This window comes from Candidatus Viadribacter manganicus (genome assembly GCF_001679665.1).
Taxonomy (GTDB): Bacteria; Pseudomonadota; Alphaproteobacteria; order Caulobacterales; family Aquidulcibacteraceae; genus Vitreimonas; species Vitreimonas manganica.
Map to the genome: position 1 here is coordinate 708,955 of NZ_CP013244.1, position 15,781 is coordinate 724,735.

20 protein-coding genes are annotated in these 15,781 nt (G+C 62.5%); 10 read left to right on the forward strand and 10 right to left on the reverse strand.

Annotation, left to right across the window (positions count from 1 at the left end; translation table 11 throughout):
• Positions 1 to 29 precede the first annotated feature (29 nt).
• The 6 genes from ATE48_RS03740 to ATE48_RS03765 all read left to right on the forward strand — a co-directional run bounded on the left by ATE48_RS03740 (position 30) and on the right by ATE48_RS03765 (position 4,904).
• Positions 30 to 1,109, forward strand: coding sequence for a phosphotransferase family protein (locus ATE48_RS03740; protein ID WP_066774562.1), 1,080 nt, complete (start codon positions 30 to 32; stop codon positions 1,107 to 1,109).
• On the forward strand, positions 1,106 to 1,540 hold the full coding sequence (locus ATE48_RS03745; protein ID WP_066767948.1) for a hypothetical protein: 435 nt from the start codon (positions 1,106 to 1,108) through the stop codon (positions 1,538 to 1,540). Before ATE48_RS03740 ends, ATE48_RS03745 begins: the two co-directional genes overlap by 4 nt.
• A 78-nt stretch (positions 1,541 to 1,618) precedes the next feature.
• Entirely contained in the window at positions 1,619 to 2,935 is a 1,317-nt protein-coding gene (locus tag ATE48_RS03750) for a metal-dependent hydrolase family protein (RefSeq protein WP_066767950.1), read from the forward strand.
• A 111-nt stretch (positions 2,936 to 3,046) separates the two neighbouring features.
• The gene (locus tag ATE48_RS03755; RefSeq protein WP_066767951.1) at positions 3,047 to 3,976 is read left to right on the forward strand and encodes a CorA family divalent cation transporter; all 930 of its coding nucleotides are present in this window, start codon (positions 3,047 to 3,049) and stop codon (positions 3,974 to 3,976) included.
• 49 nt (positions 3,977 to 4,025) lie between these two features.
• Positions 4,026 to 4,283 (forward strand): hypothetical protein, encoded by a 258-nt coding sequence (locus ATE48_RS03760; RefSeq protein ID WP_156767586.1) that lies wholly within the window; start codon positions 4,026 to 4,028, stop codon positions 4,281 to 4,283.
• Between the two features lie 99 nt (positions 4,284 to 4,382).
• Positions 4,383 to 4,904, forward strand: coding sequence for a 6-carboxytetrahydropterin synthase (locus ATE48_RS03765; protein ID WP_066767954.1), 522 nt, complete (start codon positions 4,383 to 4,385; stop codon positions 4,902 to 4,904).
• Between the two features lie 17 nt (positions 4,905 to 4,921).
• On the opposite strand, the gene ATE48_RS03770 is transcribed toward ATE48_RS03765, so the two are convergent.
• The 5 genes from ATE48_RS03770 to ATE48_RS03790 form a co-directional block, all read right to left on the reverse strand.
• On the reverse strand, positions 4,922 to 6,715 hold the full coding sequence (locus ATE48_RS03770) for a PQQ-dependent sugar dehydrogenase (protein ID WP_228126773.1): 1,794 nt from the start codon (positions 6,713 to 6,715) through the stop codon (positions 4,922 to 4,924).
• A 215-nt stretch (positions 6,716 to 6,930) separates the two neighbouring features.
• Positions 6,931 to 7,608 carry an aquaporin gene (locus ATE48_RS03775; RefSeq protein ID WP_066767958.1) on the reverse strand — a complete coding sequence of 226 codons (678 nt, stop codon included), beginning with the start codon at positions 7,606 to 7,608 and terminating at the stop codon, positions 6,931 to 6,933.
• Positions 7,605 to 8,126 carry an arsenate reductase ArsC gene (locus ATE48_RS03780; protein ID WP_228126774.1) on the reverse strand — a complete coding sequence of 174 codons (522 nt, stop codon included), beginning with the start codon at positions 8,124 to 8,126 and terminating at the stop codon, positions 7,605 to 7,607. The genes ATE48_RS03775 and ATE48_RS03780 overlap by 4 nt, the downstream gene beginning before the upstream one ends.
• Complete coding sequence (locus ATE48_RS03785) at positions 8,123 to 8,593, reverse strand: ArsI/CadI family heavy metal resistance metalloenzyme (RefSeq protein WP_066767961.1); 471 nt, start codon at positions 8,591 to 8,593, stop codon at positions 8,123 to 8,125. Before ATE48_RS03785 ends, ATE48_RS03780 begins: the two co-directional genes overlap by 4 nt.
• Complete coding sequence (locus tag ATE48_RS03790) at positions 8,590 to 8,925, reverse strand: ArsR/SmtB family transcription factor (RefSeq protein WP_228126775.1); 336 nt, start codon at positions 8,923 to 8,925, stop codon at positions 8,590 to 8,592. The genes ATE48_RS03785 and ATE48_RS03790 overlap by 4 nt, the downstream gene beginning before the upstream one ends.
• 306 nt (positions 8,926 to 9,231) lie before the next feature.
• Between ATE48_RS03790 and ATE48_RS03795 the strand changes: the two genes are divergently transcribed.
• Complete coding sequence (locus ATE48_RS03795; RefSeq protein ID WP_066774567.1) at positions 9,232 to 9,594, forward strand: DMT family protein; 363 nt, start codon at positions 9,232 to 9,234, stop codon at positions 9,592 to 9,594.
• Here the strand turns inward: ATE48_RS03795 and ATE48_RS03800 are convergent.
• Entirely contained in the window at positions 9,591 to 10,004 is a 414-nt protein-coding gene (locus ATE48_RS03800; protein WP_066767965.1) for a DUF4345 family protein, read from the reverse strand. The genes ATE48_RS03795 and ATE48_RS03800 overlap by 4 nt on opposite strands.
• Complete coding sequence (locus ATE48_RS03805) at positions 10,004 to 11,290, reverse strand: acyl-CoA dehydrogenase family protein (protein ID WP_066767967.1); 1,287 nt, start codon at positions 11,288 to 11,290, stop codon at positions 10,004 to 10,006. The genes ATE48_RS03800 and ATE48_RS03805 overlap by 1 nt, the downstream gene beginning before the upstream one ends.
• Before the next feature lie 65 nt (positions 11,291 to 11,355).
• Here ATE48_RS03805 and ATE48_RS03810 point away from each other — a divergent pair, with 65 nt between their 5' ends.
• A complete protein-coding gene (locus ATE48_RS03810) occupies positions 11,356 to 11,937 on the forward strand; it encodes a GNAT family N-acetyltransferase (RefSeq protein WP_083197137.1) in 582 nt (193 codons plus the stop codon).
• A 225-nt stretch (positions 11,938 to 12,162) separates the two neighbouring features.
• Positions 12,163 to 12,909 (forward strand): sulfite exporter TauE/SafE family protein, encoded by a 747-nt coding sequence (locus ATE48_RS03815; protein ID WP_066767970.1) that lies wholly within the window; start codon positions 12,163 to 12,165, stop codon positions 12,907 to 12,909.
• Between the two features lie 110 nt (positions 12,910 to 13,019).
• Here ATE48_RS03815 and ATE48_RS03820 read toward each other — a convergent pair whose 3' ends face one another.
• From ATE48_RS03820 to ATE48_RS03830, 3 genes are read right to left on the reverse strand one after another with little or no spacing between them, the layout of a single operon-like run.
• On the reverse strand, positions 13,020 to 13,253 hold the full coding sequence (locus ATE48_RS03820; protein ID WP_066774569.1) for a helix-turn-helix domain-containing protein: 234 nt from the start codon (positions 13,251 to 13,253) through the stop codon (positions 13,020 to 13,022).
• Between the two features lie 2 nt (positions 13,254 to 13,255).
• Positions 13,256 to 13,774 carry a hypothetical protein gene (locus ATE48_RS03825; protein ID WP_066767971.1) on the reverse strand — a complete coding sequence of 173 codons (519 nt, stop codon included), beginning with the start codon at positions 13,772 to 13,774 and terminating at the stop codon, positions 13,256 to 13,258.
• Positions 13,774 to 14,316 (reverse strand): DUF2975 domain-containing protein, encoded by a 543-nt coding sequence (locus ATE48_RS03830; protein WP_066767973.1) that lies wholly within the window; start codon positions 14,314 to 14,316, stop codon positions 13,774 to 13,776. The genes ATE48_RS03825 and ATE48_RS03830 overlap by 1 nt, the downstream gene beginning before the upstream one ends.
• Before the next feature lie 144 nt (positions 14,317 to 14,460).
• Between ATE48_RS03830 and ATE48_RS03835 the strand changes: the two genes are divergently transcribed.
• Positions 14,461 to 15,759: an EAL domain-containing protein gene (locus ATE48_RS03835; protein ID WP_066767975.1), complete on the forward strand. Its 1,299-nt coding sequence runs from the start codon at positions 14,461 to 14,463 to the stop codon at positions 15,757 to 15,759.
• Positions 15,760 to 15,781 lie beyond the last annotated feature (22 nt).

Consider the following 15,781-nt stretch of genomic DNA (forward strand, 5'->3'; position numbering starts at 1 on the left):
CTCGCCATACCAGCGTGTATTCCTACGGCATGACTGAGCCAGCCGAAGACCCGCACGAAAACTTCAAAGGCACCAAGCCCGTCGAAGAGCGCCACCGCTTGGATGACGTCGCGCTCGATGCGTGGCTGAAGGCAAACGTCGAAGGCTATGCCGGCCCGCTGACAATCAATCAGTTCAAGGGCGGTCAATCCAACCCGACCTACCAACTCGTCACGCCGACGCGAAAATACGTGCTGCGCAAAAAGCCCGGCGGCAAATTGCTGCCCTCCGCGCACGCCGTTGACCGCGAGTTCCGCGTCATGTCGGCGCTTTATCCAACGGGCTTTCCCGTCGCCAAGCAATATGCGCTCTGCACCGACGACAGCGTTCTCGGCGCCATGTTCTACATCATGGAAATGGTCGAAGGCCGCGTGCTCTGGAACGGCGCGCTGCCGGAGATGAACAAGCAAGATCGCCGCGCCACCTACGAAAACAAAATCGCAACCCTCGCAAAGCTGCACAACACCGATCACGAAAAGATCGGCCTCGGCGATTACGGCAAGCCCGGAAATTATTTCGGCCGCCAGATCGATCGCTGGTCCAAGCAATACAAACTCAGCGAAACCGAAAGCATCGACGAGATGAACCGTCTCATCGAATGGCTGCCGCAAACCATTCCCGCGGGCGAACGCACCGGCATCGTCCACGGCGATTATCGCCTCGACAATATGGTGCTGCACGAAAGCGAGCCGCGCGTCATCGCCGTGCTCGATTGGGAGCTTTCAACGCTTGGCGATCCGCTCGGCGATTTCACCTATTATCTGATGAACTGGGTGATGCCGCACGATGGCCGCTCAGGTCTCGGCGGCGTCGATCTTGAGCCACTCGGCATTCCAACGCTCGCAGAAACCGTAAAGCTCTATTGCGATCAAACCGGCCGCGACGGCATTCCTGAGCTCGATTGGTATTTCTCCTACAACGCCTTCCGCCTCGCCTGCATTCTGCAAGGCATCGCCGGGCGCGTGCGTGACGGCACCGCCGCCAGCGCACACGCGACGCAAATGATCCAGCGCATCCGTCCGCTCGCCGCCGCATCGTTCCACTACGCCCAAAAAGCCGGCCTCAAGTGAACGAACGCCAGCGCGACCTCTTCCTTTGGGTGTGGTCGCGCCGGCGCGCGCCAGGCCAAGCCGCGATCTCATTGCGCGGCGCCATTATCGGCGTGCTCGGCGGCGTTCTCTTCACATTGATGCTGATCGGCGACATCGGCGCCGATCGCGGCAGCTATACCGGCGTCTCGGCGCTACTGCCGCTGCTGGAGCGCGGCGCAAAGCTTCTCTTCCTTTCGGTCGGCGCCTTTGGCGCGCTCGGCTTCATCGGCGCCAACCGCGTCTACGCCGCTCAGGAGGCGCAATACCAAGCCATCCTCCAAACCGGCGCCTGCGTACCGGACCAAAAGCCAATCATGCAGATGAGCGATCGCGGCCCCGCCATCGCCGTTGGCATCGCCGTAGCTGTGATCATTGGCTTTATCCTCTTCGTCGCGATCACGCTGGGTTAGCGACGAAAAGCAGGCGTAATAGGTTGACGCCGCATGCCCCCAAGACGGATCAAAACCGCCTCATCTCGGAGGATTTTCATGTTGCAGCGCGCAATCACGTTCGCAGGGGCGCTCGCCGCTCTGGCTTTGCTGGCAGGCTCAAGTTTCGCACAGGAAGCCGCCGCGCCGCGCGTCGCCAGCATCGTTCATGCCGGGCGCCTTCTCGCTGACGCCTCAACCGGCCGCGTGCTGACCGAGCAATCGATCCTCGTCGGCGCCGACGGCAACATCATCTCCATCGAACCCGGTTACGTGACGCGCGACGGCGCGACCGTCATCGATCAACGCGACCGCTTCGTGCTCGCCGGCCTCATCGACAGCCACGTTCACCTCACCAGCGAGCTCGGCCCCGACCAGATCATCGAAGAAGTCACTCTCACCGCTTCGGACGCTGCTCTGCGCGGCGCTGAGAACGCGCGCACCACGTTGATGGCCGGCTTCACAACCGTCGCCGATCTCGGCGCACCGAACGATTCCATCTTCGCGCTGCGCCGCGCCATCGCCGAGCGCCGCATCCCCGGTCCGCGCATCATCGCGGCAGGTTCAGCCGTGACGCCCGACGGCGGCCACGCCGACGCCAACGGCTTTGCGCCCGACATCCTCAACGTCATGCGCAGCCCCTCGGCTTGCTCTGGCGCTGACGCCTGCCGCCGCGCTGTACGCCGCCAAATCCAAGCCGGCGCCGATGTCATCAAGATCACGGCAACCGGCGGCGTGCTCTCGAACACCGCCGCAGGCGTCGAGCAGCAATTCAGCGACGCGGAACTGCAAGCCATCGTCGAAGCCGCGCACGCCATGGGCCGCCGCGTCACCGCGCACGCGCACGGCGCCGGCGGCATCAACGCCGCGCTCCGGGCCGGTGTCGATTCCATCGAACACGGCTCCTACACCGACGATGAATCCATTCGCCTGCTCCGCCGCACTCGCGCCTATCTGGTGCCCACCATTCTTGCCGGCGTCACAGTCGAAGAACTCGCCGCACAAGGCGGCGTGCTGACGCCGAACCAAGCCGCAAAGGCGCGCGAAGTCGGCTCACGCATGCGCCAATCGATCATCCGCGCGCGCCGCGCCGGCGTGAACGTCGCCTTCGGCACCGATAGCGGCGTCTCGCGTCACGGCGTCAACGCCCGCGAATTCCAATTCCTCGTCGAAGGCGGCTACACGCCAATGCAAGCCATCGCCATCGCCACCGTCAACGCCGCCGACCACCTCCAGCTCAACGGCGTCGCCGGCCGCATCGCACCCGGCTACGCCGCCGACATCATCGCCGTCGACGGCGACCCAACCCAGGACGTCACCACGCTGATGCATGTCGGCTTCGTCATGGCCCGTGGCGCGGTAGCGAAGGACGAGTAGGCGCACGCTTCCCGGATGCAGCCCCGGCGAAGGCCGGGGTGCGATCAGGGCGCCCAGAAGTCCGGAAACGTGGCTGGTGTTTTATCCAGCGAACCACGCTAATGAGCCCCCATGCTTCGCGTAATCGCAAAAGGTGGGTCGGAAGTCGCGTGCGCGGACGGCGCTGCGCTTTGGTACGATCTGGAATCGCCTGACGAAGGCGAAGAGCGCGACGTCGAAGTCTCGCTCGGCATCGACGTGCCAACGCCGGCCGAGCGCGCCGCCTTCGAAGAATCCGCGCGCTATTACGAAGAGGGCGAAGCGCTCCACCTTACCGCAACCCTGCTCGGGCGCCGCGACGAGGGCCTGCTGGTCTCCGGCGCCGTCACCTTCATCCTCGCCAAGGGCAAGCTCGTTACCGTCCGTCAGGTGCGCCCGCGCGCGTTCGAAATTGGCCAAGGCCGCGCTTCAGCGCGCATCGGCTCAGCCCAGAACGGCGCCGATGTGATGCTGGCGCTCATCGAAGGCGCCGCCGAGCGGCTCGCCGATCTGCTCGCCGAAGCCAAGCGCGACGCCAACGCGCTGTCGCTCAACGTCTTCGCCACCGAAGGCGCGCCCGATCTCGAACATTCCCTGCGCGAACTTGGCCGCATCGGCGCGCTCGCGGCGCTCTCGCACGACTCGCTCTCAAGCATGCAGCGCCTGCTGGTTTACGCGCGCGCCGCCAAGGGCAAACACAATCTCGACGCCGCGCGCTTGGCCGCCTTGGCGCGCGATGTGAACGAACTCGAGCGCATCGCCGAAAACATGCAGCCGCGTCTTTCCTTCCTGCAGGACGCGTTGCTCGGCCTCATCAACGCCTCGCAAACCAACGTCCTCAAAGCACTCTCGCTCGCCACCATCGCCTTCGTGCCGCCGACGCTCATCGCCTCGATCTTCGGCATGAATTTCGACGCCATGACATGGTTTCGCCAGCCCTGGGGTCCGTGGGTTGGCGTTGCGATGATGATTGCCGCGCCGGCCATCTTGTTCGGCATCGCCAAATGGCGCCGCTGGTTTTAAGCCGGAACATCCTCTCCCTGGCCACGTTCGCGAGCTAAGGAGAATCCTCATGATGAAATTTGCTCTTGCAGCCGGCGCTGCCCTGATGTTGTGCGCGTGTGGCACGCAAATGGGTGACCGCCTCGCCTCTGGCGCTGCCATCGGTGCAGGCACAGGCGCAGTCTTCGGCGGCATCGGCGCAGTCCCCGGCGCTATCATCGGCGCCGGCGTCGGCGCCTTTACACCTCCCGAGCGAGTGAATCTTGGCGAGCCCGTCTGGGACGACGCCACGCGCGATCGCTACGACGAGCAAGGCAATCCACGCTAACCCAGCCCATCTGGGACAAACGATTGCGCCCAGCGGCGTCCGCGCTTAGAGCATCGCGCGGGCGCCCGTCTGTTCTGCGGGAGTGCCCGAGGACAGATCATGGCTGCGTTGGAATTTACCCGTCGCTACGCGATGGCGCATCGCCTGTTGGCGACCCAAAGCCCCAAATGCGCGATCCCGCATGGGCACAATGAGTTCGTGACCGTGCGTCTCGATCCGATCACCACCTTCAAATTTACAGACACAAATTCCGCAGCGCCCTTCGAGCTCGCAAAGAAGCGCTGGCATCAATGGATCGACGATCACGTCGATCACGCGCTGCACCTCGGCGAAAGCGATCCGCTAATCGGCTATTTCCGCGAGAACGAACCGGCTCTGCTGAAGCAGATCATGACCTTCCAAGGCGATCCCACCACCGAAGCGCTCGCCGCCTGCTTCTTCCTGAAACTCAGCGCTTTCATCGCCGATGACAAACTCCCCTTCACCGTCCGCGAAGTGCGCATCGAAGAAACGCCGACCAACACCGTCATCATCACACGCGAAACCTTCGACCCCGCCACAAACGGCCTGCGCCCCAGCGCCTGGCCCCACCGCGCCGACATGAGCATCAACGATTTTTGACTTGGCGCGGCGCTGGCTCAGTGCGCAGCTTGAGCAGCGTCCGAGCTTGTCGTGCGCAGGTAGTCGACAATCTCCGGCGCCATCGACCAGGAAATCCCCGGAGAAGGCATCGTGGTGCCGGGCATGTTGCCGTTCGGATCTGACATAAACGAGCGCAGCGCATCTTCAGTCCAAACCCGATCCGCATGAGACAGCGCCGGCGAATAATGGAAGCCCTCGGCGCTCCCCATGTCGCGCCCGACCACGCCGTTCAGCGGCGGCCCCGTGCCGATCTCTCCAGTGACACTGTGACAGGACGCGCAAGAGATCTGAAAGTACTGCCGGCCGCGCTCCACTCTTGAGCCGCTCGCCGCGAACAATTCCTCCGGCAACGGTGCGGCGAGATTGGAATATCCACGGACCACAAAAGATCGCGGCGCATCGGCGTGCCGCTCGGCGTTGCGTACAAAAATGATGCGCCCGGAATCGGTCAGTATGGCGTTACGCCCATCCTGGAGCCCAACAATATCGCGGAGCCGCTCGCGCCCAAGCAGGCGGCGACTGAGGTCAACCGGCTCGACGTATGCGATACGATCGCCATTGGTCGCAACATGAAACAACGTGCCTGCGCGTAGCGAGATCAAGAACAAATCGTTCTCGCTCCAGTTTGGAAACTCACGCGCGTCCGGCTGAACCAGATTGCTGATCCCGATAGACGGAACGAATGCAAAAGCCGGACGCGTGTAGCCCGAGTGTCCGCCGGGGTGAGGATCTGTCGGCCAAACGCTTCTTGGGAAGCCATAATTCACGCCATAGCTCACCAGGGGCCAGCCGTAATTGGCGCCCTCGCGGACAAAGTTGATCTCATCGCCGCCTTGCGGGCCGTGCTCGGTCGAAAAAATGCGGCCATCGCGCATCGCCACGAGCCCTTGCGGATTGCGCATGCCCATGGCGTAGATCCGCGTTTGCAAAGACAGCAGATCGACTTGGATGATTTTGCCGAGATCCCAATCGGGATCCATGGCCGCACGCTGCGTTGAATTGAAACCGTCAAACTGATGATCGCCGACACTGACGAGCAAGGTGTTCTGATCGGTCAGGATCATACGCCCGCCCGCTTCGGTACCTTGAAAGCGCCAGCCGTGATCTTTGTCCGGGATGCAGCCCGGCCGCGCCACGAAAACATCCTCCCAGCCGCGCTGCGAGACGACCAACTCAGCGCCCGTCTGCTCCAAGACCGTGCGCACAATCTTGAACTGGTAGCAGCCCACGGCCTCGAAGCGGCTCAAACTGACGTAGAGCTCCCAGCTTCCCTCCCCGCGCTGGCGCGCGAGCAGATCATGCACCCTGAATTCTGTCGCCATGAACAACGGATCGTCGCTCAAGGGCGTATCGCGAATAGCCGCCACATTCGTCGGCGCCTGCAGCGGCAGTGGGCGCAAAACGTTATCGGCGCCCAGGTAACCAAAACGCCCCAGCGGCGAGGAAAACACGAGGCTATCGCCCAACACCGCCAACGCGCCGCCCCGCGCACCCGGCGCATGAATGCGAATGCTCGCCCATTCGATAGTGTGCTGATTTAGGTCAACGGGGCGCCACACAGCCTCCTGCACGTCCGGCGCGCGAAACCCTAACGCATGCGACGCGGCGGCAAATCGCTGCTCAACATCAAATCTGCGCGCGAGCCGATCAGGCAGCTCATCGCGTTCAGCAATCACGCCTGCACTCACGCCAAAGGCGAAAACGGCGCCAACGGCGACCAACAAGGCGCCGAGTTTTAGAACCAGCGATCGAACAGGATGCCCGCGAGGTGCAATTGTCTTTTCAGCCACGCGCGACGCGCGAAGCGTGGCGCGAAACGGTCCCGCCAATCGCGCGCGTGTCATCAGCTTGTGCAGAGCAGTCCTAATCAAAACGTGGCCCCGAGACGCGCACTGTACACAAGCAATGCTGCGAAAGAGGCGTGCTACAATCGTGCCAAAAGAAGCATCATGACGCTTTGAAACCGCACGTCTCCACCCTTCGCCCGCACCGCAGGCAGAAGGTGTCAGCTAAGCTCTCGCCCAGAGTGCGGCTGACGCAGAACCAACCAAGCCGCCATCGAACCAAGTAAAGCGCCAGCAAGCTGAGCGGCGATAAACAGCGGCGTATCCTCGGGCCGTATGCCGGCGAACGTATCGCTCATAGCGCGGGCGATGGTGATGGCCGGGTTCGCGAACGAGGTGGAGGCCGTCCACCAATAGCCCGCAGCAATCGTAAGCGCGACCGCGGCGGGCACAGCGCTCACTCGCGCCCGCGAAACGAGCAAAATCGCAAGCACCAGCGCAAACGTCGCGACACCCTCGGAGAGCCCCTGCGCCAATCCGCTGCGTTCGTGCGATCCCGTTTGCAAGAGCGGCAGCTCGAACATGGCGTGAGCGAGAAGCGCGCCAAGGATGCAACCGCAAATCTGAGCGATGACATAAAACACGGCCTCCGATGGCTCGATCGATCGCCGCAGCGCCATCACCAACGTGACGGCAGGATTGAAATGCGCGCCGGAAATCGGCCCCAGCGCAGTGATGAGCACGTAGAGGATCGCGGCGGTTGCGCCGGTGTTGGCAAGCAACGCCACGGCCTCGTTTCCATCGGCCAGGCGCACAGCAAGAATGCCCGAGCCGATGACGACACCCGTTAACAGCAGCGAGCCCAGGCTTTCGGCAAACAGCCGTCGCGCCAGGCTCAAGCGACTTCGCCGCTCTGATCGCTCCGCCCGCCAATCGCATCAAGACGCGATTGCAGCGAAAGCCGATCCAAGCTTTCGAACGGTAGATTGACGAAGATCGAGATGCGGTTTTGCAGCGCGCCATAAGTGTTGGCGAAGGCGCGCGCGATATCGACCTGCGATCCGGTGGCGGCGGCAGGATCGGGCAAGCCCCAATGGGCCGTCATCGGTTGACCCGGCCAGATTGGGCACACTTCACCCGCCGCGTTGTCGCAAACGGTGAACACGAAATCGAGCGGGGGCGAATCCGGCTTCGCGAACGCGTCCCAGCTTTTCGAACGGAAACCGCTGGTGTCGTAGTTCAGCCGCTTCAGCAGCGCGAGAGTTTCGGGGTGCACCTCGCCTTTCGGCATCGAGCCCGCCGAATAGGCGACAAACTTGCCTGCGCCGGTGCGATTGAGGATCGCTTCGGCGAGAACCGAACGGGCAGAGTTTCCTGTGCAAAGAAACAGCACATTGTAAAGGCGATGAGCGCTCACGTGACGGAATCCAGCGCACGCGGGCCGCAGCATGACGTCGCCGCTGGCTTGGTCGCAGCGTCCGATTCCGGCGCCGCCCCTTCAGAGCCGCCGCCATACGTGGTTGACTCGCCCGTGGTGTAGAAAGTTTCCCACGCCACGCCTTGCGGATCGTTGATCCAAGACTTTTCGGACTTGGCATAGCAGCACGTCGTCTGTCCTTCTTCGAACACGGGCGCATCCGCAGCTTCAAGGCGCGCATAGACTTCCGCGAGTTCGTCCTTGTTCTCCGCCTGAATGCCGAGATGGCGAACCCCTGTCGACTCGGCTGGGCGCACGGAGATCGCGAAGTTCACGCGCGGATCGTCAAGCATCCACTTGGCGTAGTCGTTCTTCGTCACCGTGGGCGCGGCGGCAAACAGCTGCGAATAGAACTGGATCGAGCGGTTGAGGTCGTTGACGCCGACATGCACATGCAAGCGTTTCATGAGGCCTTCCTTTTCTTCGGGGAGGAAACGGAAGCGCAGCTTGCGCCGCCGCAGCAATTTTCAGTCATGAAGCCGATGAGGCCGTTCATAGTGTCGAAATTGGCGGAATAGATCAGCGAACGGCTTTCGCGGCGCTGCATAATCAGTTCGGCGCGCGTGAGATGCGCCAAGTGAAACGAAAGCGACGACGCGGGACTGCCGAGCTTGTCGGCGATCTCTCCCGCCGGCATGCCCAAAGGCCCCGCCTGCACCAGCAGCCGGAAAATCCCCAAGCGGTGCTCGTTCGACAGCGCCCCCAAAGCCTCAAGCGCGTCCGCCGCAGCAAACCTCATTTTCATATTTCCAGAATAATCGAAACATAAGACACGTCAAGTGGCAGCGTTCGCCCTCCTCCCGCATGAGGTGTCCGCGAAGTCAAAAGCTACGCCTTTCGCACACCGCGCCGCTTCGTGGGGGATTGCGCCGATCCGCTGCTCACGGCTCACATCTATGCGGCCGCGCTCAGCGCGCATAAGCCGCCCCCATCAACACCAGCTAGCGCGCCCCAAGCCGCGCGCATCGAAGGTCCCGCCGCCGCGCCACGCGCCCCGGCGCGCTGACGCATGCTAGAATCACCCGACTCGAACATCGGAGCCCGCATGCCGTCGTTTCTGACCTCGCCCCAGATTGCACCGATCCTGATGCTGATCGCCTCGAACGTGTTCATGACGTTCGCCTGGTATGGGCACCTCAAGTTCAAATCGACGCCGCTGCTGATCGTGATCGTGATCTCGTGGGGCATCGCCTTCGTTGAATATTGCCTCGCCGTGCCCGCCAACCGCTTCGGTTCGGCCGCCTACTCGACCGCCGAGCTCAAGACGATGCAGGAAGTGATCACGCTCGTGGTGTTCGTGCTCTTTTCAACGCTTTATCTGCGCGAGCAACTGACCTGGAACCATTTCATCGGCTTCACGCTCATCGCCGCCGGCGCCGCGTTCGTATTCCTGAGCAAGCCCGTCTAAAGCGCAAACCACGCCAGCCACGGCATCGCGATCGCAAACGCCATGGCAATTTCAACGCCCATGCTCATGCGGTTGAAAGGCGTATCGGCGCCGTCGCGCCAGATAGAGACGCCGCGCCCAAAAGCAGCGCCTGCCCAACCCGCCGCAATCGCCGCGCTCGCGCCCGTCGCCGTGACGCCGACGACGTAAGCGCCGCTGCGAAAATAGAGCAACGTGAACAGAAGCGCGACGATGTGCAGGCCAAGAAACACCCCGCCATAAGTGGCGCGAAACTCGGCCTGCCCGCCGCCTTGCTCGTCAGCCTTAAGGCGCACGAACTTCGCCGCCCAAGCGGGGTCGATCAGCGCACGCACGCCGAGCCCTACGCCGACCAGCAAAGCCAGCGCACTCAACCCCCAAGCAAAACCCATTAGCGCATGCCGGGCAGGCTCACGCCCTCGGTCTTCGCGCGCTTGCCGGTCCAGCCGTATTTCGCGAGTTCATTGAGCGCGATGGTGCGCGCGTGAACTTCGTCCGGGCCGTCCGCCAAACGCAGCGTGCGGATGCCGGCGTACGATTTCGCCAAGCCGAAATCCTGGCAAACGCCCGCGCCGCCATGCGCCTGGATCGCATCGTCGATCACCTTCAGCGCCATACGCGGCGCCGCAAGCTTGATCATCGCGATCTCGTTCTTCGCAACCTTGTTGCCCGCGACATCCATCATGTACGCAGCCTTCAGGCACAGGAGCCGGTTCATCTCGATCTCAGTGCGCGCCTCGGCAATGCGTTGCTCCCAGACCGAATGCTCGGCAATCGTCTTGCCGAAGGCGACCCGCGTCGTGATCCGCTTGCACAGCGCCTCAAGCGCCGCTTCCGCCGCGCCGATCGTGCGCATGCAGTGGTGGATGCGGCCTGGACCTAAACGGCCCTGCGCGATCTCAAAGCCACGGCCTTCGCCCAGCAGCAAATTCGAAGCCGGAACGCGCACGTCCTTCAACTCGATTTCCATATGGCCGTGCGGTGCGTCGTCATAGCCGAACACGTAGAGCGGCCGCAGGATGTTTACGCCCTTCGCATCCAGCGGCACCAGAATCTGGCTCTGCTGGCTGTGCTTGGGATTGTCCGGATTGGTCTTGCCCATCAGGATCGCGACCTTGCAGCGCGGATCGCCCGCGCCCGACGACCACCACTTGCGGCCGTTGATCACATACTCATCACCGTCGCGCTTGATCTCGCACTGAATGTTGGTCGCGTCCGATGAAGCCACCGCAGGCTCGGTCATCAGGAACGCCGAACGGATCTCGCCGTTCATCAGCGGCTTCAGCCACTGATCCTTTTGCTCGCGCGTGCCGTAGCGCTCGAACACTTCCATGTTGCCGGTGTCCGGCGCAGAGCAATTGAACACCTCCGAGGCGAACCCGACCCGGCCCATGATCTCAGCCAGCGGCGCATATTCGAGGTTCGTCAGCGTCTCGCCTTCGAACTGGAACGTGTCATCGACCTTCGGATGCCCGCTCGACGGCGGCATGAAGAAATTCCACAGGCCTTCCTTCTTCGCCTTGACCTTCAAGTCCTCGACGACCTGGATGACCTTCCAGCGGCTGCCCTCTTTCTGCTGGGCCTCATAGGTCGGCACCGCCGGGACGATGTGATCGTCCATGAACTTGCTGACACGGCCGATCCACTCTTTGGCTTTGGGTGAGTGTTCAAAATGCATGAGAGACCTCCGGCGTGCTGGCGACGTATTTGCAGGCACGCTAAAGCCGTGGCGTGACGGGGGCAATGCGCTGGATGGACCTTGCCGCTAGGATATTGGAGCGGGGCCGGGTGCGGCTGGAGCCGTTCGAGGAGCGCCACCGCGACGCCCTGGCGGCGGTCGCGAACGCCGACACTGAGCTATTCCATCACATACCCTTCCCGATCGCGACTATGGGCTACGGCGCCTGGTTCGATGTGCTGCGAAAAGATCAGGCCGCCGGCCGCTCGATCCCACATGCGGTGTTCGCGGATGACCAGATCATCGGCCAGAGCTGCTATCTCAACATTCGCCCGCGCGACGCCGGCGTCGAGATCGGCTCGACCTGGTACGCGCGCGCCGCCCAAGGTTCGTTCGTGAACCCAAGCGCAAAGCTCCTGCTCATCGGAAATGCCTTCGACCAGGGCGCCGAACGCATTGAACTCAAAACCGACGCCCTCAACGCCCACTCGCGCGCCGCCATGCTAAAAATGGGCGCGCAATTCGAAGGCATTCACCGCAAACACATGCGCCGCGCCGACGGCGCCCTGCGCGACACAGCCTGGTTCTCGGTGATCCGCGAAGACTGGTCCACTGTGCGCGCTGGATTGGAAGCGCGTCTTGGATAAAGGGGCGCAATGGACTTCTGCTCGCGACGCTGGGTTGGTCTATACTATTCACCAACACGATCCGATGGCGCGTTGAAAGCCACGCGCGCGGCGTGTACCAATGCGCTGACGCGAGCGCCGTGTTGCACGGCTACCGGGGCGCTCCCCGCCGCGCCGCTCTCCAACTCTCACAAAGGAGGCGCGCGTGATCTGGCTCGCTAACGCTCACAACGCAGGAGGCTGTGCATGACACACGTTCTCTTGCTCATCCTTGTACTCATCACCGCAACGGTATCCGGTGTTTTCGGTATGGCCGGCGGGCTCATGTTGATGGGCGGCCTGACGCTCGCCATGCCAGTCTCCGCCGCGATGGTCACGCACGGGGCGGTGCAATTTGTCTCCAACGGATGGCGCGCGCTTCTACATCGCGCGCACATCGATTGGCGCACCATCGTGATGTACGGCATCGGCTCAGCACTAGCCGCGGGCGTGCTCGCATCCGTCACCTACGAGCCGACCAAAGCCTGGGTCTACTTGATGCTGGGCCTCGTCCCGGGCCTTGCTTGGCTGCCCAAGGGCCAATTCCATCTCGATGCAGCAAAGCCCGTTCATGCCGTGGCCTGCGGACTGTTCGTGACCGACCTCAATGTGATCGCTGGCGTTTCAGGCCCGCTGCTCGACGTCTTCTTCGTGCGCACCAATCTTTCGCGCCACGCCATAGTCGCCACCAAAGCCGCAACCCAAGCCTTCAGTCACACGGTGAAGATGATCTTCTACGGCGTGCCGTTGATCACCGCTGTTGAAACCGGACTGCCGCCTTTGTGGTTCTTCCTCGTCGCCGCACCACTCGCCATGATCGGCGCATGGCTAGGCGGTAAGGTGCTCGACCGCATGAGCGACGTGAACTTCCTCAATTACACGCGCTGGATCGTAACAGCGCTTGGCGTCATCTACCTGATCCAAGCCTTCGCACTCTTCGCGACCGCCAGCTAGTCAACGCTTCCCGGACGCAGCCCGGCGAAGGCTGGGGTGCGAACCGGGATCCAAGCCAGCTGAAAATCCATCCTACACCTCCGCCGCTGAGCGTTAACGCACGGGCATGTTCAAACATCCCCGCCCTCACTCACCGCCGCGCCCACTTCTACGTCGAGCAAATCCGACGGTTTGCACTCAAGCACTTCGCAAATCTTCGCCAGCGTCTCGAAGCGCACGCCCTTCACCTTGCCGGTGCGCAAAAGCGAAAGGTTCGCTTCAGTGATGCCCACGCGCTCGGCCAAGTCTTTCGACTTCATCTTGCGGCGCGCAAGCATCACATCGAGGGTGACGACGATCCGCAGCATCACACGATCTCATCGTTCTCGGCCTTCAGTGAAGCCACCGCCGCGTCGAGAACGCCGCCGATCATCATGACGGAAGCAGAAAATACCATCAGCGCGATATCGAGTGGATCGAAGCGCCATGCGAACGGCGCCCCGCCCAGCAAAGCGATCGCGAGCGGGCCGACAAGTAGCTTCAAGAAGAACGCCACAAGCGCACATGTGCCTGCGAGTTGGAATGCGGCGCTCGCTTTTTCCGAGACGAACCGGCCGTCATGATACTCGACGAGCACGGGTTGGAGCATCGCCACCGCAACTGCTGCGGCTACAGCCGGCGCGTAACTCAGCAGCTTGATCAGGACGGCGGACAGCGGGCCAACCTCAACGGCCCAAGGCGCCGGTTCAAACGTTACAAGGTACACCTCACCGATCAACGGCAGCCCGATCGCCGCTGCGAGCATGGGCATCAGAACCGCGCCCATCACACGCATCTGCCCCGCTTGCGCCCGCGCTTTTTGAACTCGGATTTCTACATTGCTCATCAGACAATCTCGTCGTTCTCTTCTTTGATACGTGCGGCCGCCTCAAGCACGCGCCCGAGCACCATCACGAATGCCGCAAAGGCGATGAGCCCCAAATCGAAGGGTTCAAGCTGCCAAACGAAACCGCGAACATCGTCCGAGCGCGTGATCCAGCCGAAGATCGTCGGCGAGATCGTGACCTTGAACGCCATCGCCCACAGCGCTGACTCCGCCGCTTTGCGCACGCCGGCGCTCGCCTTCAGCGTGAAGAATTGGCCCTTGCCGTACTCTTCCAGAACTTTGCTAAGTTCGATCAGTGCGCCAGCCAGCATGAAGCTCGGCAGCGCCAGCACGACAAACGAACCCACGGCGTTGAAGAGATTGAGCGCGCCGCGCCAATCTGGGGTCGCCTCCCGGCTCCGCAGCACTTCGGCGGCAGGCAGCGCCACGTCACGAGCCGCGGCGGCGAGAACAATCATGATCGCTGCGACCACCGCGAACGTGGCGGCGGCGCCTGCGAGCTTCTGGGCGCGCTCCAATGGCGCGACGGCGGCTTCGGTCATTTCTGGAATTCTCCAGCCCTCAAGTAAGACGATAATCAATTATCGTTTGACAATAATTTTGTCAAGAGGGCGCTCAGGATGGTTAAGACCCTGGCAACCACCAAGCTGGCCCCATGGAGAACTAGAGATTCGGGACGGCAAATAATGCCTATCATCACGCACATTCTGCTCTACGCGGCCTACGCCATGGTCTCGCTGACCGTCGGGCTGGCGCTGAACCAGGTCGGTGGCGAAGAATTGGGCTCGTCGATCCTGGGCGGCATCGCGCTCTTCTCAGCCTGCGCCGTCACCCATGCCGGCATCTCCGCCAGCAGCGCGGCGGGCCGCGTCAACCAGGCCGAAAAGAAAATCAAAGTCGACATGGACCGCCTGCGCACTGCGCATCGCGAGGTCGCCGCCGACATCGACGCCGTGCAAACCCGTCTTGACCAAATGGAAACGCAGATCGCGTTCGGCACAGCGCCGGCGCACTCGCAACTGGCGCCGCCGATCGCCAACAACGGATCGATCGAACTCAAGCTGATCGATCAAATCGTCGACAAGCTCGGCGCCGCCATGGATGCGCGCCTCGGCACGCTGCAGAGCGCTGGCAATATCACGCCCATCAATCCAACGGCTGCACGCGGGCCCATCGATCAAGTGCGCGAAGCACTGATGGAAAACCGCGTCGAGTTGCATCTGCAACCGATCGTGCAATTGCCGCAGAGAAAGACCGCCTTCTACGAGGGCTTCACGCGCCTCAAGGATGCAAGCGGCCGCTTGATCCTGCCGACGGAATTCATCCCCGCTGCCGAGCAAGCTGGACTGATGGGCACGATCGACAACGTGCTGCTGTTCCGCTGCGTGCAGATCGTCCGCAAGCTGATGAAGCAAGACCGCCGCATCGGCATCTTCTGCAATCTCTCGCCGGCCGCCTTGGCCGACGAAAACTTCTTCCCGCAATTTCTCGATTTCATGCGCGAGAACCGCGACCTCGCCGGAAGCGTGATCTTCGAAATTCCCCAAGACGCCTACGAAAACCGCACCTCCATCGAGGCGCGCGCCATGGGCAAGCTGGTTGACCTCGGCTTCCGCTTCTCGATTGACCGCGTCAGCAACACCGAGATCGACCTTCCCGATCTTGAGCGTTCCGGCGTGCGCTACGTGAAGGTCGCAGCTGGCTTGCTCACCGATCAAATCCTGCGCCAAGGCATGCGTCCGCGCTCGGCGATCACGCGCGAGATCGCGGCGACTGACATAGCGGCCGTTTTCCAGCGTTATGGTATCGATCTCATCGCTGAGCGCATCGAGTCGGAGGACACAGTGCTCGAAGTGCTCGATCTCGACGTGCCGTTCGGCCAAGGCCACCTTTTTGGCGCGCCGCGCGCCATCAAAGAGAGCCTCATGGAAGAAACCGCGCCGCCGCGTGAATTCTACCTGAAGCAAACCGGCCGCGTCGGCTAAGCGCGCTTGCGCGGCGGACGAA